Here is a 17413-nt window from a genome sequence, read left to right on the forward strand (position 1 = left end):
ATAAAAGTAGTCAGAAAAGCCTTGTGGGGCTTGATGGGTAAATTTACGAGACCGAGTCAGTCAGAGATAAAAAAGTAATAGACTTATCCGTTGCTCTCTTATTTTTTAAGGTATATTATAAACTAAAGAGGTAGAAATTATATGATAAAAGTAAATCCATTTACACCTAACAGTCCTGTACACAAAGATATGTTTGCTGGGCGTAAATCTGAAATTGATGCTATAGATAAGGCCTTATTACAAACTGCTCATGGAAACCCGACTCATTTATTACTTCTTGGAGAAAGAGGAATAGGTAAAACTTCATTACTAAACGCTGCTGATTTTTTTGCTAGAGGTGATGTGCTATGGGAAGCGGAAAGAAAACATAATTTTTTAGTATCTAGAGTTAGTTTGAATGAAAATATAACACTAGTAGACCTAGCTATTAGTTTAAAAAACTCTATAGAAAGGGAACTCGACAAAGAATACCCCCAAATAGCACTAATTAAAAAGGCTTGGAACTTTTTAAGTCGTTTTGAGGCGGTTGGAATTTCTTATAAAAAAGACGAGTCCAATAAAAACAACGCTCAAATTATCCAAGATTTTATATATTCTTTGTCTGATACACTAAAATTAATACAAAATAAAAGTCTATCTGTAAAAGACAAAAAAGATGGATTAGTGATACTGATAGACGAAGCAGATAAGGCTTCAAAAGAACTATTTATAGGATCTTTTTTAAAAAATTTAACAGAAACACTAGTTAGGGAAAGTAATAATAATATACTTTTTATTGTAAGTGGTTTACCAAACACAAGAAATATACTATCTGACAGCCATGAATCTTCTTTACGCTTATTTCAGGAATTTGATCTTGGTCCACTTTCTTCAGAAGAAACATCTCAAGTTATTAATAACGGCTTAAAAGAATCAAAAAAAACATCCAATATAGATACCGTTATTAATAAAGACGCCTTAATTAGTATATATGCCTATTCAGAAGGATATCCTCATTTTGTTCAACAAATAGGCTATTCTGTTTTTGAGGCAGATACAGATAATATTATATCAATAGAAGATGTCAAAAAAGGTGTTTTTATGAACCACGGGGCGTTAGAACTTATAGGAGATAGATATTATGTTAAGCCTTTTTACAAAGATATAAACGTAGAATCACAAAGAGAAATTTTAACGATAATGGCAGAAAAATGGAATGATTGGATTAAAAAAACAGATATACAAAAAAATTTTTCAGGTAAAAAAACAGCTTTAAATAACGGTTTAAGAGCGCTAAAAGAAAAAGGGATAATTATTCCAAGAGAAGGTTATAATGGGCAGTACAGGCTACAATGGGCAAGCTTTGCTTTTTGGATAAAAAACCATAAAAAAACAGAGAGAAGAAATTAATATAAAAAATAATTTTTATGAAAACAATATTAGTAGACGCTGTAGATGCGTTTGTGGTAGAGGAGCGGGGGAGTTTTAAGGTTTTTCAAGATATGCATAATCTTTTGGAAACCTATCCCAATCCCAAAATCATTCTAACTGGCGCCAATGATGAACAATATTTAAAATTCGGCCTGGATAAAATGCCTTATCCGGTTTTTACCTTAAAGCACAATCCCGAGAAAACCGACCCCAAATACTTTGAAACTTTACTGCAAAGGTTTAATCTTAATAAAGACGAAGTTGTTTATTTTGAGCATAACCCCCAGGCGGTTAAAAGCGCTGAATCTGTTGGTCTAAAATCCTACTTTTACGACAGTGCCAAACAAGACCTTGTAGCGCTTAAGGAGTTTTTGGATAATAATATTTAATTAGATGAAACTAATTACCTTAAACACTTGGGGTGGGATTGTTTTTCAGCCTTTAATGGATTTTATTAAAAAACACTCGGTTAATACCGATATTTTTTGTTTTCAGGAAATGTTGTTTGGCCCTAAGCCCCAATTTACACCAGTAAACAAAGCTAGGGAAAATCTGTTTACAGAAATATCAGCCATTTTGCCCGATTTTGTTGCTTATAAACATATACCAGCCTCGGATCATTTTGCTGGTGAAATAGTTAATTTTGGCACTGGCCAAGCTATTTTTGTTAAAAATACAATTAAAGTAATTAATAATGGGGCTTTTAAATGCTATGATAAAATGTTTTCTGAAATCGAAACACTGCAAAGGGATAGTGGTCGGGTTACAGGCAATGTTCAGCATATTGATTTGGAAATAGGTAATCAAATTTTTTCTATTTTAAATTTTCATGGTCTATGGCAAAAGAATACGCATAAAGCCGATACAGCAGAAAGATTAAGGCAATCCGAAATAATAAAAACTTTTCTAAATAGTAAAAATAATAAAAAAATTCTCTGTGGGGATTTTAATTTAAAAGCCGACGGACAAAGTATAAAAATTTTAGAACAAGGCTTGGTTAATTTAGTAAAAAAGTATAATGTCTTATCTACTCGCAGTAAATTTTATACTAAAGAAGAAAAAATGGCTGATTATATAATTGTTTCACCAGATATAGAGGTAAACAAATTTAAGGTTTTTTCCGACGACATTTCCGACCATTTACCTTTGTTAGTGGAATTTAAATAATAATTATGAGTAATAATATTTATTTAAAAAAGATTTTAAAATTATATTATTTTTTTAAAAATCCTCTCTATAAGGTTTATTGTTTTATTTTTCGACCAAAATCCTTAGGAGTAAAAATAATAGTCGAAAACAATGGTAAACTATTAATGACTAAATTAGGTTATGCCCATAAAAAATGGGTTTTTCCTGGTGGCGCGGTTAATAAAAAAGAAAATGCCGAACAAACAGCTGTTAGAGAATTAGAAGAGGAAACCGGAATTAAAACCAATAAACTAATCGAAATAGGCGAATACACATCCGAAAGAAATTATAAGAAAAATATTGTAAAATGTTTTTATTTGCTTGCGGATTCTTCTTTTGTAAAAATAGACAATTTTGAGGTTATAGATTCAGGTTGGTATAACCCCCAAGAACTTCCCAAAGACTGCTCTGTATCTATTCCACAAATAATAAAAATATATCAACAATATAAACTTAAGCAAAATTAATTATGCTGGAATTTGGTATAAAACGGGAAAACGAAGAACGGCGGGACGGTGGTTGTGGTGTGGTGTTTAATCCAGCCAGCCAAAAATACGCCGTAGGGCAAGATTATGACGGCGGATTATTTAGGCTTTTTTCCGGCGGTGTTAGCGAGGGTGAAGGTATTGAGCAGGGTATTTTAAGAGAAGTTACCGAGGAAAGCGGCCTACATGATTTTTTATACATAGAAAAAATTTCCCAAGCCTTGGTGCGTTATCGTAACAGTCTTAAACAAGTAAACCGAGTCGGCTTGGCTACTTGTTTTTTAGTTGTTTTAAAATCAGCTGATTTATTAGACACTAAATTAGAAGAGCACGAAAAATTTAGTTTAACTTGGGCAACCGCCAATGAAATTATAAAAAACTGGGAACAAAGGAACCAAAATAAAGATTATGACCACTGGATTTATTTTTTAAAAAAGGCTGTAAACCGTTGTATAGAATTGGAGTATGATAAAGTAAATAAATATTATGAATAAAACCAAACATCTTATAATTTATTCCCATGGCTTTGGCGTACAAAAAGATGAACGGGGAATGTTTACAGAACTAGCCCAAGTTTTGCCTGAAGCGGAACATATAATGTTTGATTATAATCTGGTAAACAAAGCCCAAAATACGCTTACCTTAAGCCCTTTGGATAAACAGGTAGAAATACTAGCCAAGACCCTAAAACAAGCCCTAAACAGCCATTTAGGGGCTAATATAAGCCTGATAGCGCATTCCCAAGGCTGTTTAGTGGCGGCTATGCTTAAACCTATGGGTCTAAGCCAGGCTATTTTTTTAAATCCACCTTTTACTCTGGATGATCAAAGAACTATTAGTAATTTTAAAAACCGCCCGGGCTGTGTAATTGATATGGAAGGTGTATCTAAATTTCCCAGGCTAGACGGTACCACTACTTTGGTACCTAAGGAGTATTGGCAAAGTCGGCAGGGTATAAACCCGGTTAATTTGTATAATGACTTTGTCAAACTAACGGACTTAGCAATTATTACCGCTAAAGATGATAAACCTGCTTCGGCCGTGCCGCCCAAAGAACTGGATTCAAAAATAAAAGTGCTAACTCTGCCCGGCGGGCATAATTTTGACGGGGAGTACCGAGCTGAACTGTTAAAGACTGTTAAAAGTATATTTCTTTCTCATAATGAAAAATAAATCCTATGAAAAATTTATTAAAAGATATTATAATAGTGGATTTTGAAACTACCGGTTTTAATTTAGAAAAAGACGAAGCTGTGCAAATTGGTTTTATTGTTTTAGATAAAAATAATTTATCAGAAAAAGCCAGTTTTGTTTCCTGGATAAAACCCCAACAACCAATTAATCCAGATATGCCGGGTTTTAAATGGGCAACATTAAGCCGAAACGATTTAGAAGAAATAAACAAGGCGCCTAGCCTTAAAGAAGTTGCTCAACAAATAACTAAAATAATACCGGACAAATATACTCTATGCGCCTGGAATGCTAATTTTGATTGGCATTTTTGGAAAAACTTACTTAAAACCGTCAACATAGATATTAAACCAGGGGGCTTGCTAGATTTATGGGGTTCAGCTTATTTAAAATTATTAAACGATCCAAATTATCAAGGCGACTATAAATCGGAATCTGTTTTTCAATACTTTGGAGCTAAGCCCAGATTAAAACACGACGCTTTAGAAGACTGTCGTTTAGAAGCCATGGTTTTACAAAAACTATTAGACAAATAGAGTTATGCTTAAAAAAATTATTGGTCTTAATGTAATTGTTTTACTGTCAGCTATTGGTTATTATTTTTGGCATTTAAAAGAACTAACCAAATGGACTGGCATATTTTCTAAAACCGGCGGCGGGCCAGCTGAAGTGCAAGGTTTAAGTCTTCTGCTATACCAATATGAAGATGTTATAATAGCTGTACCAAATTTTATTATTTATTTTTTGGTAGTCGGACTTATTGTAAATATAATTATGTTAATTAAACTAAAGTATGAATAAATTTTCTGCCGGCATACACGTTTTAGTTAATTGTAAAAATAAATATTTATTACTAAAAAGAGGAAAAAAGGCCCGAGACGAACAAGGTTGTTGGGATTTTCCCGGCGGTGGAATTGAATTTGGTGAACAACCCTTAAAAACAGCTACCAGAGAAACCAAAGAAGAAACCGGTTTAAAAATAACCAACTTAAAACTAATAAATGTTTGGGCGGCTAAATGGCCGGGTAACTACTGGTCAGTTGAACTTTTAGCCAGCGCTAAAACTCACAGTCAAAAAGTCCGACTAAGCCCAGAACATAGTGAATTTAAATGGCTAACTATCTCTGAGTTAAAAAAAATCAACCCTCGTAGCGCCCATTTATTAAACTTTATTAAATATTTAAAAAGTAAATAAATGTTACAAGCAGTTATTTTTGATTTAAACGGTGTTTTTATAATTAGCCCTAAGTTAAGCGATCGGGTACATAAAGATTTTGGCCTGACTACTCAAGAATTTTTACCAGCCTTATTCAGCATAATGGACCAAGTACGTAAACCTAAGGCTGGTCCGGCTTTTACCTATTGGCAACCTTATTTACAAAAATGGGGGATTAATTTAAACGAACCAGAGTTTTGGGATTACTGGTTTAAGGGTGAAGTACCTAACCAAGCTATGATTAATCTGGCCAAAAAATTTAGGCAGCAAGGTCTAAAAATTATTATTTTATCCAATAATTTTAAAGAACGGGCTGAATTTTACCAATCTTACCCTTGGCTTAATGAAATAGCGGACAAAATTTATTTTTCCTGGCAAACTGGTTTAGTAAAGCCAGATATAAAAGCTTGGCAACTGGTTTTAACCGATAATAATCTTAAAGCCGAAAACTGCCTGTATTTTGACGACCAGGCTAAAAACTTAGCTGCGGCTGAGTCTTTAAATATACCTAATTTTGCTTTTACTAACGCCACCAATACCAATAGCCTTATCCAGCAGTATTTAAAATAAATGCTATAATAAAAAGGTTAATAAACTAAAACTTAGTAAATAATCATGTCTAAATTGTTTAACATTACCAACATCATAATTCTTTTAGTAGTTTTAGGTGGGGGCTATGGGTTGTTTAAAGCTCTTACTTATACATCTATTAACGAGATTCAAACAGCTACTCTAGACTTATCTAAACCTAGTGAGCCAGAAGCAACTGTAGAAGTAATGCCCGAATTCAACAATCCGTCAGACACGGCAACCATACAACCTCAACCGCAACAAACTCCGCCACCTATACCGCAAATCGGCGCTGACCAGCAACCAGCTAATCAACCACCAATAGATAATAAAGCTCCCACTAATACCGGGTCTTTAATAAGCCGGTGGCAAAACAACAGTGATGATAAATATCAAATTAATTACCGAGCTGATAACACAGTAGAAGAATTTTATAATAATGAGTCAAAAGGTACTGGCACTTGGGAATATGTTAAACCCGAAGCAGGCCAAGCCGGGCCCAGTACGCAAATTCTGCGAGTAACTTTAAATGGCCAAATTTCTGATTATCAAATTATCAACCTATCTGCCAGCAACCTTTCCTATGTTAACAGCGCTAAAGGAGAAATTGTAAGCTTTAAACGCCTGCCAGAATAGAATTAATAAATCTTAAATTCTAAATCCTAAATCTCAAATAATACCCAAATCGCAATTGTTTTAAATTTTTAGGATTTAAGTTTTAGGATTTGAAAATTTATTTTACTAATCTATGTCCAAATATTACAACCCTAACCGCTCCAGTAAATACTGTTATAACCCTAAATCAGGCGAACCCTTTCGCTTAAGCCGCAGTAAGATTGATTTATTTTTAAATTGCCCGAGGTGCTTTTATTTAGACAGGCGCTTAGGCGTGGCTCAACCGCCTGGTTATCCCTTTGCTTTAAACTCGGCTGTGGATACTTTATTAAAAAAAGAATTCGACACTCACCGCCAAGCCCAAACTCCACATCCTTTAATGGTAGAAAACGGTATTAAAGCTGTACCATTTAACCACCCACAAATTGATACCTGGCGCGATAGTCTGCGCAGCGGCATAACTTTTTTACACCCGCCAACCAATTTACTAGTAACTGGCGGAGTAGACGATGTTTGGCTTAACGAGCAAGAAGAATTAATCATTGTAGATTATAAAAGTACCAGCAAAGAACAAGAAGTAACCTTAGAAGCTGATTGGCAAATTGGTTACAAACGACAAATGGAAATATATCAATGGCTTTTTAGGCAAAACAATTTTAAGGTAAACCCCACTGGCTATTTTGTTTATTGTAATGGCTTAACTGACCGCCCAGGTTTTAATGCCCGCCTGGATTTTGACATTAAAGTTTTGCCTTACCAGGGCGACGATTCTTGGGTAGAACAGGCTATTATCGATGCACACGAATGTTTAAATGCTAACAATCTGCCAGGTGCAGCCTTTGATTGTGATTATTGCCGCTACCGGGAAGCAGTTGGGCCTCACGAAGTTTAATTATGGCCAACAATATTATTTTTGTACCCGGAACTTTAACCCAAGGCCATTTATACGGCCCTTGGCCAGCAGTGGATATTTGGCTTAAACACAACCAAGCCACTTTAACCAACCCGCCTGACATAGTAATTGCTTACAGTTTAGGCGCCACTTGGGCAGTAACCAATCTTAAAATCACTCCGGCTACCAAATTTATTTTAATTAATCCTTTATTAATAAAAAAACCTTGGCCTATTATTTTATTTAATTGGTTTAAGTATTTAAATCAAGAAGGTTTTAAAGAAAGTCAGTTTATTAAACAAGAGCATTGGTGGTCTAGTTTAAAGTTAGTTTTTAAATTAATTAAAATAGATTTATTACCCGAACTTATAAAAATTCCTAAAAGTAATTTACTTATTATAAAAGGGGAGGACGACAGCTTTTTTTGCGACCAAACAGTTAAAACTCTAGCTGAACGTTATAATTTACCCCTTAAACTGGTTAAGGCTGGCCATAATTGGAATGCTAATATTTTTGAACAAGTGCAGGCGGCTATAAACAAACCATTTAACTAATTTTCTACCACCACAATTCAATAACCACCAATTAATTAAACCTTCTAACATTCTCAAGAATGTTAGAAGGTTTATAAGGATGAATTAGATTATTATTTATCTTTGACGTTTAAGTTTAAAAATAGTAAGTTTAATTACCAGACTATTAATTTTTTGCAATTATTTTAGAGCTATGACCAAAATAAAATATAAATTCTGTCCCGTGTGTGGCGGTTTATTTAAAAATATTTTAATACCTAAAGAAAATCGTAAAAGATTAACCTGCCAACAATGCAATTTTGTTTTTTATCAAAACCCTAAAACCACCGCTGGTGTAATTATTGTTAAAAACGGCCGAGTCCTGCTGGGTAAAAAAGCCAGTGGCCCTAAAAAAGGCCTTTGGAATATACCGGGTGGTTTTTTGGAAGCTGGGGAGCATCCTCTGCAAGGTGCTAAACGGGAAATTAAAGAAGAAACTAACCTTAATATTAGAATTATCAAACTGTTAGGTATTTTTAAAAGCCGTTATTTTACTGGTGATCATTGTGTGAATATTTTTTATTTAGCCGAAATTATAAGTGGTCCAGCCAAAGCTGGCGATGATTTAAGCCAACTTAAATGGTTTAAACCCAGTGAACTACCTAAAAAAATGGCTTTTAAGGATAATGTACAAGCGCTTCAGGCTTGGCTTAAGGAGGCCAAAAACCACCTGGCACTTAATTAAGGCTAAGTACAGCTAATTAATTTTAGTCTAACTAAAATTTTTTTGTATTATCTTTGATAATTTAATATAATTAAATAAAGGTCTGCAATTTTAACCAAGTACCACTTATTATTAATTTAAAAAAACATATGAACGGCTACATTTCTAACATAGAAAAAATAACCAAAGAAAATAAAAACTTTAGGCAGGTGCTTTACACGGGTAAACACAGCCAATTAGTGGTTATGCGGCTTAAACCCGGGGAAGATATAGGAGAAGAAATTCACACCCTAGACCAATTTATTAGAATAGAACAGGGTAGTGGACAAGTTATCTTAAACGGCGTGGAATCGGAAATAAAAGAAGATTACGCTATTGTTATACCGGCCGGCGTTAAGCATAACGTGGTTAACAGCTCTTTAAGCGATGATATGAAGCTATACACGGTTTATTCGCCGCCAGAACATAAAGACGGCATTGTTCACCTAACCAAAAACCAGGCTCTAAACGATCTGGATGATCATTTTGACGGCAAAACCACAGAAAAATAATGAAAATAAACCATAGTTTAAAGCTAGCTACAATTTCATTAATAGGCGCAGCTTTAATACTTTTAAGCTTCTGCTCTGTTTTAATAGAGCCCAAAGAATCTGCAACGACTGGATTTATTAATTTGTCCAATAATTCAGAAAAATGTTGCGGAATATTGACGCAAACTCATTTTTTGCACGAACAAAACAGAGACTTAATTTTACCAATTGTTAAAAATAACAAGGCTTGGTTATTGCTGCAATTTTTATTAGCCGGTAGTTTAATATTTTTATTAAAATCTTTTTGGTTAAAAGACAAAAATTATAAATGCTCTCTGTTTTTAAAAAGGTATTATTCAGATTTGCCTTTTTATTGTTACTTAAAAATATTTCTTTCTCGGGGTTTATTGCATCCTAAAATTTTTTAACTTAAAATATTTTAAAAAATTCCCTAGATAAAAATAGGGCGTCTTTTAATTTTATTATTTTATTTTTTAAAACATGCATTTATTAAAAACTACCGAACAAACTAAAAATAATTTGTTCGAAAACATGCCACCTAAACTAAGTTTTATTTTCGGCTTAGTTAGTGGTTTAGCTGTTGTAGGTCTGCTGGGTTTATTATTAACCACCACCTATTTATTGACTAATAAAAACAAAACCGAAAAAATTACCAACTCTCCCAACCAACCAACTGCTAATAATACCGATACCGTTGGTTTAAACCCGCCCCTACAACCAGTTAATATCACTGCTAAAGATACCGACTATATTCGAGGAAATAAAAATGCGGCTATTACATTAATAGAATATTCAGATTTAGAATGCCCTTTTTGCCAACGGTTTCACCCTTCTATGCTCCAATTGTTACAAGAATACCCCGAACAAGTCCGTTGGATTTATCGACACTTTCCTTTATCTTTCCACGCCAATGCCCAAAAAGAAGCTGAGGCAGTTGAATGCGCGGGCAAACTTGGTGGCAATGACAAATTTTGGCTTTACCTTGATACCATATTCAACAGAACAACCTCCAACGGTACTGGTTTTGCTTTAGATAAACTCACCCCCTTAGCCGTAGAAATAGGCTTACCTAAAGACAAGTTTGAAACTTGTTTGGAAAGCGGAGAATTTGCTGGTAAAGTCCAAAACGATTTGCAAGAAGGCTCTAGTTTTGGCGTTTCTGGTACACCCACTACTTTTGTTAATGGACAACCAGTGGAAGGGGCTGTTCCTTATGCTCAATTAAAACAAATAGTAGATTCTTTACTAGAACAATAAATGACTAAATATAATTCAACTAAACAACTTAATCAAAAAATAAAAAATAGAAAAAAATTCGTCAAAAAAATTTCATTTCTTATTTTGTTTTTGTTGATAACCGGATTTATAACCTGGTTAATTCTACGATCATCGTACAATAAACCAAAAATTGATAATGGTTTAATATCTAAAAATGGACTTCATTGGCACGCTCAGTTAAGCATTAAAATAAACGGCCAGTTAGAAAAAATTCCGGCAGATGTGGGTTTAAAAACAATACATTTACCTATTCATACTCACGAAACCGACGGCACCATTCATCTGGAATTTTCCGGCTTAACAACTAAACAAGACACTCAATTGGGACAATTCTTTAACAATTGGGGAAAAGTTTTTAATAGCAACTGTATTTTTGATTATTGTACTGACAACAACAAAAAACTCAGTCTATATGTTAACGGGCAACCTAATTGGGAATTTGACAAATATGAAATGAAAGACAATGATACACTAGAGATAGTGTTTGAATAATTAATTCTTTATCTACTAATAAAATTTTATGTGGAATTCCTATTGTGGTAATATTTTTGGCTGGGGGATGGCTGGTCCGGTTATTATGATAGTTTTTTGGCTGGCAGCTATTTTACTGTTTATTTGGCTGGTTAAACACTTTACCAAAAGTAACCACCAAGACAACAGTTCTACTAAAGCTGCGGCTATCTTAAAAGAGCGTTATGCCAAGGGCGAAATAAGCCAGCAAGAATTTGAAGAAAAATTAAAAAACTTACAATCCTAAATTAATAAATAATCAAACTTATGAAATTATCAATTAAAAAATCTACAAAAAATAAAATTAAATCAAATACTAACAAAGTTAAAGATGAAATTACCGAAGAGCTTCGCAAACTTGGCGATAAAATTATGATTATGACCAAAGAGGCCAAAGTTAAGTATGATCAGTCCGACGAGCAGACTAAGAAAAAAATTCTAACCGGCGTAATCGGCGCGGCTACTATTCTTTCCGGTATTATTGGTTATAAAGTAATTAAGGGCAAAAAAAGTAAATAATTATAAGCTTTACTTATTAAATAGATTTGCTATATTCACTAATACTATGTTGGCCAAGTGTTTAAATAACGACAATAACGATAATAACCAGCCCTAAGGACTTGGCCTGTTAGCTTGTATTCAAAAAAAACGCCAGTCCTTACCCAGGGCTGGTGGTTTTTTATAACTTAATAATATTATTCTGGGGTAGTTCAAAGGTAGAACGCTGCGCTGTTAACGCAGATGTTGAAGGTTCGAGTCCTTCCCCCAGAGCCACGCTCAGCGTGGCTATACCCGCGCTTAGCGCGGGAGCCATATAGATACGTTGAGCAAAAAAAATCACCCGGTGTACGCTAGGTGATTTTTTTATGCTAAAATTAATTTATGTATTACACTTATGTTCTCCATTCTATCAAAGATGGACAACTATATACAGGCTATACTCCCAATCTAAAAAGTCGGATTAAATCCCACCAAGATGGCTATGTCACAGCAACAAAAAGTCGGCGTCCTCTAATATTAATATATTATGAATCATTTATAGTCGAATCTGACGCTAAACGAAGAGAACTTTTTCTAAAAGGTGGCAATGGTAAAAAAGAATTAGAAAAAATCTTAAAAGATTATTTCAAAAATAATCTCTGGCATAAATAAAATGAACATCCCAAAAACAAAACCTTAAAAACTATCTTATTTAATTTTTAACTAATATCTATATCTATTTACGGAAAAAAACACGGTGACGGCATTGTCGGCGGCATATACGGCCTAGGGCTAATTGGTGCAGCAGTTTATTATATCCAGCAGGCTGACAGCTTTGTTGTAGGCCTTTTAGGCGTACTTAAGGCTATTATTTGGCCAGCCATGCTAATTTACAAATTAATGCACTTTTTAGGCATGTAATTTTATAGGCTTATTCGTACGAATAAGCCTATGATATCCACAGGGTATATAAATTATGTTTTTTCAAAAAAAGTTATCCTTATCTTATTTAAGCAAAAATTTGTCTGTAGTGGTGGGTTTGGTTTTGGTCTGGCGGGGGATTTGGTACATACTGGACTGGTTGGACTATGAATTATGGGGTGGTTACCACGGCTGGACAGCTTTGGGCGGAGTGGTGCTGGGTTTGTTGATTTTATATCTACCCGACAAAGACTTAAAAGAGATCCAAAAACTCTAATTTAGACATCAATTATAGATTTATTAAAAACACCTCCTTAATTATAACTAGGGAGGTGTTGTGTTAGGCAATTAAAAGGCTAAATTAACTATCAGTCAAAAAATTTTAACACCCTAAAAAACAATAAATAAACCATAATTCTTTGATAAATTTCACACAATATTGTATTTTTATACTGTATGTCAAAAACAATTTCTGCTATTTTTCTTTTTTTAGCTTTAAGTTTGTTGCCTAATTTAGCCCAGGCCCAAACTAATCAAAACTGTTCCCAGGTAAAAGCTTATTTTTTCTGGCAAGAGGGTTGCCCTCATTGTACTAAGGCCAAGCCCTTTTTACTATCTCTACAAAAGCAGTACCCCCAACTAATAGTCGATAGTCACGAAATCAGCAAAAACTTTGATAATTACCGCCTAATGAAACGCCTAACCGATAATTTGGCTATAGAAGTTAATGGCGTACCTTTTACAGTAATTGGCCAAAATTATTTAATCGGTTGGTATGATGAATCTTCTAGCGGCGGACAATTAGACTGGTTTGTTAAATCAGCTTTAAATAAACCATGCTTTGATGCCGCTTTAACTTCGGTTAATCAACAACCGACTGATGCTAAAACTAAAGACCAATTTTTTGAACAAAAAACAGTAAGCAACACCGAGGTCTTGCCAAATGATGATAACAAATCTTTTAATATCAACTTGCCACTACTAGGTGTAACTAACTTAGCCAAATTTTCTTTACCAGTTTTAACTGTTATTATAGGCGCCTTGGATGGTTTTAATCCCTGCGCTATGTGGGTGTTAGTATTTTTAATCGGCCTACTACTTAATATGCCTAACCATAAAAGAATGTGGTTATTAGGCAGCACTTTTATTGTTTCTTCAGCTGCGGTTTATTTTATTTTTATGGCCGCTTGGCTTAATTTATTATTATTTGTCGGTTTTCTATTTTGGGTGCGTTTTATAATCGGCTTAATCGCCTTGGGCGGGGGAGCTTATAACCTAAAAGAATACTTTTCTAACAAAGAAGGTGCTTGCAAAGTAGTTGGTACAGAAAAAAGAAATAAATATTTTACCAGACTAAAAAATATTACCCAGCAAAGTAGTTTATTGTGGGCCCTAGCGGGCATAATAATTTTAGCCGCTTCAGTTAATTTGGTAGAACTTGTTTGTTCAGCCGGACTACCGGCTGTTTACAGCCAAATATTAGCACTTAGTCATTTGGCAACCTGGCAATATTATTTATATTTGCTTCTTTATGTTTTTGTTTTTATGTTGGACGATTTGTTAATTTTTATAATTGCCATGATAACTCTCAGATTAACCGGCTTAACTACCAAATATACACGTTGGTCACATTTAATCGGCGGGGTATTAATGCTAATTATCGGCTTATTATTAATCTTCAAACCAGCCTGGCTGATGTTTGGTTAATCTTGTAAAAAATAAATTACCCAGCTTAACCACTCTTTTTTATTTTCTAGATAAAAAAACTTATGACAAAAATTATAGAATTTTACAATACTTATCTTTTTTCCTGGCTAATAAACCATGGCTTTAAAATAATAATTATTTTATTAGTCGCCTGGCTAATAAATAAATTTAGCCGACAAATTATAAAACGTTTGGTAACGACCGCTGTTCGTGAAAATAAATATCCCAATAAAAAGGAGGAAAAACAAAGGGAGGAAACTTTAATAGGCCTACTAACTAGCACCAGTCGAATTGCTGTAATTACTTTAACTGGATTAATGGTTTTATCTGAAGCTGGACTGGCTATTGCGCCTTTACTAGCGGCCGCTGGTATAGCTGGTCTGTCCTTTGGTTTTGGTGGACAATATTTAATTCGGGACGTTATTACCGGCTTATTCTTAATTTTAGAAAATCAGTACCGGGTGGGGGATGTAATTTGTTTAGGTGACAAATGTGGCCTAGTGGAAAATATGTCCTTAAGAATTACGGTTATGCGCGATTTAGACGGCACGGTCCACCACGTACCTCACGGCGAAATAAAAATCGTCTCTAATCTTTCTAAAAGCTATGCTCGAATAAATTTAAATATAGCCGTCTCTTATGAGACCGATCTAGATGTAGCAGAAAAAATAATCAACCAAGTAGGCCAAGATTTGGCTAAAGATCCAATTTGGCAAGATAAAATAATAACCGCCCCGGCTTTTGTTAGATTGGATGATTTTGCCGATTCGGCCATGATTATAAAAGTACTAGGCGACACTAAACCACTGGAACAATGGTCAGTTACCGGCGAATTTAGAAAAAGATTAAAAAAATCCTTTGATCAAGCGGGTATTATTATACCCTTCCCCCAAATGGTCATAAGGAAGGGCTAAAACTCTTGTCCATAATTATTATTAACTGTATAATTTACCTGTGACTAACGGAAATAATTTAAAAAAAGGAGAGAATATACTCCAAGTAACTAAAGCTGAGCAATATCGCACGGTAGCTGAATTGTTTCAAAAAAGCCAACCGGATTCAGTTTTTTATACCTTGCTGACTTTGGCTGTTATTATTGTGTCTTCTGGTTTATTAATAAATAACAGCTTTATTGTAATTGGCGGTATGTTAGTAGCCCCAGTCTTAACTCCAGTCATGCTGGCGGCTTTAGGCTTGGCTGTCGGACAAACCAAACCAGTTAAAGATGGTGCTTTACTTATTATCAGATCATCTTTGTTAATTGTCGTTGGCGGGCTGGTTATGTCCTTTGTCTTTGGCTCCAATCAGCATAATTTATTTTTTGAAAACACCATGCGCACGGCTATTCTTTACTTTATTGTGGCCATTGCTTCAGGTGTAGCCGCTACTTTAGCCTGGACCCGGAAAGAAATAATTGACGCTGTAACTGGTACAGCCATTGCTTTATCTTTGGTGCCACCACTGGTTTTAATAGGTATACGTTTAGGCAATTTAGATTTTGAATTAGCCCGTTATTATTTTTTGGTCTTTCTTTTTAACTTATTAGGCACTTTGGTTGGTAGTTTGGTAACTTTTACCATGTTAAAATTCTATAAAAGCGAACAAAAAGTGGTTCAAGAGGTAAAAGAGCATACTAACCAAGCTGAATAAATCTTTAAAAAAACCTCCTTGCTTTAAGGAGGTTTTTTTAATATATAACCAACTATGATAAACTTTAACTATGCAAGTTACTTTTTATGGTGCCGCTCAAGAAGTCACCGGCTCTAAACATTTACTATCTGTCGGTCAATATAAAATCTTATTAGATTGCGGTTCTTTTCAAGGACGCCGCCAAGAAACTTATCTCTTAAACAAAACCTTACCTTTTGATGCCAAACAGATAAATGCGGTTATTTTATCCCATGGTCATTTGGATCACAGTGGTTTATTGCCTTTACTAATTAAAAAAGGTTTTAAGGGTAAAATTTACGCTACCTCGGCAACCATTGATATCGTACGTTGGTTATTATTAGATTCAGCCAAAATTCAAGAGCAAGATGCCAAATACATGGGCCGACATAAAATTAAAGGCGCCAAAAGAGCTCAACCTCTTTACAATAAAACCGACGTAGATAAAACAATGAAACGTTTTATTATTGTGCCTTTTGTTTCGGCTACAGAACAATCTTGGCAAGAAATTCTACCCGGCCTAAAAATAAAAATGTATCAAGCCGGACACATTTTAGGTTCAGCCGTTACAGTCATTCAAAGCCAACTAGCGGGCCAAACAACAACTCTAGCTTATAGCGGCGATTTAGGACGAGCTAATACACCTTTAATCGACGACCCTGAATATATTAAAGAATCAGTGGACGCCTTAATTTTAGAAAGCACCTATGGTAACCGCCGGCACGATCCTTTTAGTTTAGCTGTGGAAAAAATTAAAGAGGTTATCAACAGCACAGCCGCTAAACAAGGAAAAATAATCATACCGGCTTTTGCTTTGGGCCGCACCCAAGAAATAATCTACTTAATCCATAAATTAATGGACCAAGGCCAAGTACCTAATTTACCTATTTATGTAGATAGTCCTTTAGCTACTCATTTAACTGAGGTTTTTAAAACTCACCGCGAACTTTATGATACTGAAGCTTGGCAGGATTTTTTACAAAGCGGTCGTTATCCTTTAGCTTTTAAAAACCTAACCTACGTCAGTAAAGCAGAGGACTCTAAAAAACTTAATACTAAAAAAGGCAGTTTTATAGTAATTGCCGGCTCAGGCATGTGTGAAGCTGGCCGCGTCTTACATCATTTAATAAACGGCTTAGGGGATAATAATAATACTGTTTTAATAACGGGCTTTCAGGCGGCTAATACTTTAGGACGGCGTCTAGTAGAAGGCGCCAATAAAGCCAAATTATTTGGCCATGACTATCCGGTACGAGCCCGTATAGAAGTTTTGAACGAACTAAGCGCCCACGCTGACAGTCAAGATTTAGTTGATTATGCTACCAATACTCCAAACCTTAAAAAAATTTTCTTGGTTCATGGTGAATTTAATCAAGCTCAATCTTTACAAAATAAATTACGTTTAACTAAACATAATTGGCAAGTTACTATACCGGCTCGCGGCGATACTTTTAAAATAAACTCTTAACTTCGTACAGTGGGCAGAAAAAATTCG

General features: G+C 34.6%; 26 protein-coding genes and 1 tRNA gene. All 27 read left to right on the forward strand.

The window, feature by feature from the left end:
- The first annotated feature begins 141 nt into the window (after positions 1-141).
- The 27 genes from KKC17_03395 to KKC17_03525 all read left to right on the forward strand — a co-directional run bounded on the left by KKC17_03395 (position 142) and on the right by KKC17_03525 (position 17386).
- Complete coding sequence (locus KKC17_03395; protein MBU1039236.1) at positions 142-1389, forward strand: AAA family ATPase; 1248 nt, start codon at positions 142-144, stop codon at positions 1387-1389.
- Positions 1390-1406: 17 nt separating this feature from the next.
- Positions 1407-1799, forward strand: a complete 393-nt coding sequence (locus KKC17_03400; GenBank protein MBU1039237.1) for a hypothetical protein — start codon at positions 1407-1409, stop codon at positions 1797-1799.
- 4 nt (positions 1800-1803) lie between these two features.
- On the forward strand, positions 1804-2577 hold the full coding sequence (locus KKC17_03405; GenBank protein ID MBU1039238.1) for an endonuclease/exonuclease/phosphatase family protein: 774 nt from the start codon (positions 1804-1806) through the stop codon (positions 2575-2577).
- A gap of 5 nt (positions 2578-2582) precedes the next feature.
- Positions 2583-3065, forward strand: coding sequence for an NUDIX hydrolase (locus tag KKC17_03410; GenBank protein MBU1039239.1), 483 nt, complete (start codon positions 2583-2585; stop codon positions 3063-3065).
- A 2-nt stretch (positions 3066-3067) separates the two neighbouring features.
- Positions 3068-3577, forward strand: a complete 510-nt coding sequence (locus KKC17_03415) for an NUDIX domain-containing protein (GenBank protein MBU1039240.1) — start codon at positions 3068-3070, stop codon at positions 3575-3577.
- Positions 3570-4256, forward strand: a complete 687-nt coding sequence (locus KKC17_03420; GenBank protein MBU1039241.1) for a hypothetical protein — start codon at positions 3570-3572, stop codon at positions 4254-4256. The genes KKC17_03415 and KKC17_03420 overlap by 8 nt, the downstream gene beginning before the upstream one ends.
- A 5-nt stretch (positions 4257-4261) precedes the next feature.
- A complete protein-coding gene (locus KKC17_03425; protein ID MBU1039242.1) occupies positions 4262-4810 on the forward strand; it encodes a 3'-5' exonuclease in 549 nt (182 codons plus the stop codon).
- 4 nt (positions 4811-4814) lie between these two features.
- On the forward strand, positions 4815-5075 hold the full coding sequence (locus KKC17_03430; GenBank protein ID MBU1039243.1) for a hypothetical protein: 261 nt from the start codon (positions 4815-4817) through the stop codon (positions 5073-5075).
- Positions 5068-5469, forward strand: coding sequence for an NUDIX hydrolase (locus tag KKC17_03435; GenBank protein ID MBU1039244.1), 402 nt, complete (start codon positions 5068-5070; stop codon positions 5467-5469). The genes KKC17_03430 and KKC17_03435 overlap by 8 nt, the downstream gene beginning before the upstream one ends.
- Positions 5470-6060 (forward strand): HAD-IA family hydrolase, encoded by a 591-nt coding sequence (locus KKC17_03440; protein ID MBU1039245.1) that lies wholly within the window; start codon positions 5470-5472, stop codon positions 6058-6060.
- A gap of 45 nt (positions 6061-6105) precedes the next feature.
- Positions 6106-6696, forward strand: a complete 591-nt coding sequence (locus KKC17_03445) for a hypothetical protein (GenBank protein MBU1039246.1) — start codon at positions 6106-6108, stop codon at positions 6694-6696.
- Positions 6697-6808: 112 nt separating this feature from the next.
- Complete coding sequence (locus KKC17_03450) at positions 6809-7567, forward strand: PD-(D/E)XK nuclease family protein (protein MBU1039247.1); 759 nt, start codon at positions 6809-6811, stop codon at positions 7565-7567.
- Positions 7568-7569: 2 nt separating this feature from the next.
- Complete coding sequence (locus KKC17_03455; GenBank protein MBU1039248.1) at positions 7570-8121, forward strand: hypothetical protein; 552 nt, start codon at positions 7570-7572, stop codon at positions 8119-8121.
- A 172-nt stretch (positions 8122-8293) separates the two neighbouring features.
- Entirely contained in the window at positions 8294-8824 is a 531-nt protein-coding gene (locus tag KKC17_03460; GenBank protein ID MBU1039249.1) for an NUDIX hydrolase, read from the forward strand.
- Between the two features lie 128 nt (positions 8825-8952).
- Complete coding sequence (locus tag KKC17_03465) at positions 8953-9354, forward strand: cupin domain-containing protein (protein MBU1039250.1); 402 nt, start codon at positions 8953-8955, stop codon at positions 9352-9354.
- Positions 9354-9761 carry a hypothetical protein gene (locus tag KKC17_03470; GenBank protein ID MBU1039251.1) on the forward strand — a complete coding sequence of 136 codons (408 nt, stop codon included), beginning with the start codon at positions 9354-9356 and terminating at the stop codon, positions 9759-9761. The genes KKC17_03465 and KKC17_03470 overlap by 1 nt, the downstream gene beginning before the upstream one ends.
- 73 nt (positions 9762-9834) lie before the next feature.
- Positions 9835-10611 (forward strand): DsbA family protein, encoded by a 777-nt coding sequence (locus KKC17_03475; protein MBU1039252.1) that lies wholly within the window; start codon positions 9835-9837, stop codon positions 10609-10611.
- Positions 10612-11124 carry a hypothetical protein gene (locus tag KKC17_03480; protein ID MBU1039253.1) on the forward strand — a complete coding sequence of 171 codons (513 nt, stop codon included), beginning with the start codon at positions 10612-10614 and terminating at the stop codon, positions 11122-11124.
- A 28-nt stretch (positions 11125-11152) separates the two neighbouring features.
- Complete coding sequence (locus tag KKC17_03485; GenBank protein ID MBU1039254.1) at positions 11153-11389, forward strand: SHOCT domain-containing protein; 237 nt, start codon at positions 11153-11155, stop codon at positions 11387-11389.
- A 20-nt stretch (positions 11390-11409) separates the two neighbouring features.
- Entirely contained in the window at positions 11410-11661 is a 252-nt protein-coding gene (locus tag KKC17_03490; protein ID MBU1039255.1) for a hypothetical protein, read from the forward strand.
- A gap of 180 nt (positions 11662-11841) precedes the next feature.
- Positions 11842-11916: transfer RNA gene (locus tag KKC17_03495), tRNA-Asn, on the forward strand.
- Between the two features lie 108 nt (positions 11917-12024).
- Positions 12025-12294, forward strand: a complete 270-nt coding sequence (locus KKC17_03500) for a GIY-YIG nuclease family protein (GenBank protein MBU1039256.1) — start codon at positions 12025-12027, stop codon at positions 12292-12294.
- Between the two features lie 304 nt (positions 12295-12598).
- A complete protein-coding gene (locus tag KKC17_03505) occupies positions 12599-12820 on the forward strand; it encodes a hypothetical protein (GenBank protein ID MBU1039257.1) in 222 nt (73 codons plus the stop codon).
- Positions 12821-12999: 179 nt separating this feature from the next.
- The gene (locus KKC17_03510) at positions 13000-14250 is read left to right on the forward strand and encodes a hypothetical protein (protein ID MBU1039258.1); all 1251 of its coding nucleotides are present in this window, start codon (positions 13000-13002) and stop codon (positions 14248-14250) included.
- Positions 14251-14312: 62 nt separating this feature from the next.
- Positions 14313-15164 (forward strand): mechanosensitive ion channel family protein, encoded by an 852-nt coding sequence (locus KKC17_03515; GenBank protein MBU1039259.1) that lies wholly within the window; start codon positions 14313-14315, stop codon positions 15162-15164.
- Between the two features lie 40 nt (positions 15165-15204).
- Complete coding sequence (locus KKC17_03520) at positions 15205-15900, forward strand: DUF389 domain-containing protein (protein ID MBU1039260.1); 696 nt, start codon at positions 15205-15207, stop codon at positions 15898-15900.
- Between the two features lie 70 nt (positions 15901-15970).
- Positions 15971-17386 carry an MBL fold metallo-hydrolase gene (locus KKC17_03525; protein MBU1039261.1) on the forward strand — a complete coding sequence of 472 codons (1416 nt, stop codon included), beginning with the start codon at positions 15971-15973 and terminating at the stop codon, positions 17384-17386.
- Positions 17387-17413: the final 27 nt, after the last annotated feature.

The sequence above is a fragment of the Patescibacteria group bacterium genome (genome assembly GCA_018817715.1).
Classification (GTDB): domain Bacteria; phylum Patescibacteriota; class Patescibacteriia; order Veblenbacterales; family UBA10138; genus JAHITT01.

Excerpts from the sequence above, each read along its gene's own strand:
- KKC17_03395 (MBU1039236.1), top strand. The coding sequence starts at position 142 with ATGATAAAAGTAAATCCATTTACACCTAACAGTCCTGTACACAAAGAT.
- KKC17_03400 (MBU1039237.1), top strand. The coding sequence starts at position 1,407 with ATGAAAACAATATTAGTAGACGCTGTAGATGCGTTTGTGGTAGAGGAG.
- KKC17_03405 (MBU1039238.1), top strand. The coding sequence starts at position 1,804 with ATGAAACTAATTACCTTAAACACTTGGGGTGGGATTGTTTTTCAGCCT.
- KKC17_03410 (MBU1039239.1), top strand. The coding sequence starts at position 2,583 with ATGAGTAATAATATTTATTTAAAAAAGATTTTAAAATTATATTATTTT.
- KKC17_03415 (MBU1039240.1), top strand. The coding sequence starts at position 3,068 with ATGCTGGAATTTGGTATAAAACGGGAAAACGAAGAACGGCGGGACGGT.
- KKC17_03420 (MBU1039241.1), top strand. The coding sequence starts at position 3,570 with ATGAATAAAACCAAACATCTTATAATTTATTCCCATGGCTTTGGCGTA.
- KKC17_03425 (MBU1039242.1), top strand. The coding sequence starts at position 4,262 with ATGAAAAATTTATTAAAAGATATTATAATAGTGGATTTTGAAACTACC.
- KKC17_03430 (MBU1039243.1), top strand. The coding sequence starts at position 4,815 with ATGCTTAAAAAAATTATTGGTCTTAATGTAATTGTTTTACTGTCAGCT.
- KKC17_03435 (MBU1039244.1), top strand. The coding sequence starts at position 5,068 with ATGAATAAATTTTCTGCCGGCATACACGTTTTAGTTAATTGTAAAAAT.
- KKC17_03440 (MBU1039245.1), top strand. The coding sequence starts at position 5,470 with ATGTTACAAGCAGTTATTTTTGATTTAAACGGTGTTTTTATAATTAGC.
- KKC17_03445 (MBU1039246.1), top strand. The coding sequence starts at position 6,106 with ATGTCTAAATTGTTTAACATTACCAACATCATAATTCTTTTAGTAGTT.
- KKC17_03450 (MBU1039247.1), top strand. The coding sequence starts at position 6,809 with ATGTCCAAATATTACAACCCTAACCGCTCCAGTAAATACTGTTATAAC.
- KKC17_03455 (MBU1039248.1), top strand. The coding sequence starts at position 7,570 with ATGGCCAACAATATTATTTTTGTACCCGGAACTTTAACCCAAGGCCAT.
- KKC17_03460 (MBU1039249.1), top strand. The coding sequence starts at position 8,294 with ATGACCAAAATAAAATATAAATTCTGTCCCGTGTGTGGCGGTTTATTT.
- KKC17_03465 (MBU1039250.1), top strand. The coding sequence starts at position 8,953 with ATGAACGGCTACATTTCTAACATAGAAAAAATAACCAAAGAAAATAAA.
- KKC17_03470 (MBU1039251.1), top strand. The coding sequence starts at position 9,354 with ATGAAAATAAACCATAGTTTAAAGCTAGCTACAATTTCATTAATAGGC.
- KKC17_03475 (MBU1039252.1), top strand. The coding sequence starts at position 9,835 with ATGCATTTATTAAAAACTACCGAACAAACTAAAAATAATTTGTTCGAA.
- KKC17_03480 (MBU1039253.1), top strand. The coding sequence starts at position 10,612 with ATGACTAAATATAATTCAACTAAACAACTTAATCAAAAAATAAAAAAT.
- KKC17_03485 (MBU1039254.1), top strand. The coding sequence starts at position 11,153 with ATGTGGAATTCCTATTGTGGTAATATTTTTGGCTGGGGGATGGCTGGT.
- KKC17_03490 (MBU1039255.1), top strand. The coding sequence starts at position 11,410 with ATGAAATTATCAATTAAAAAATCTACAAAAAATAAAATTAAATCAAAT.
- KKC17_03500 (MBU1039256.1), top strand. The coding sequence starts at position 12,025 with ATGTATTACACTTATGTTCTCCATTCTATCAAAGATGGACAACTATAT.
- KKC17_03505 (MBU1039257.1), top strand. The coding sequence starts at position 12,599 with ATGTTTTTTCAAAAAAAGTTATCCTTATCTTATTTAAGCAAAAATTTG.
- KKC17_03510 (MBU1039258.1), top strand. The coding sequence starts at position 13,000 with ATGTCAAAAACAATTTCTGCTATTTTTCTTTTTTTAGCTTTAAGTTTG.
- KKC17_03515 (MBU1039259.1), top strand. The coding sequence starts at position 14,313 with ATGACAAAAATTATAGAATTTTACAATACTTATCTTTTTTCCTGGCTA.
- KKC17_03525 (MBU1039261.1), top strand. The coding sequence starts at position 15,971 with ATGCAAGTTACTTTTTATGGTGCCGCTCAAGAAGTCACCGGCTCTAAA.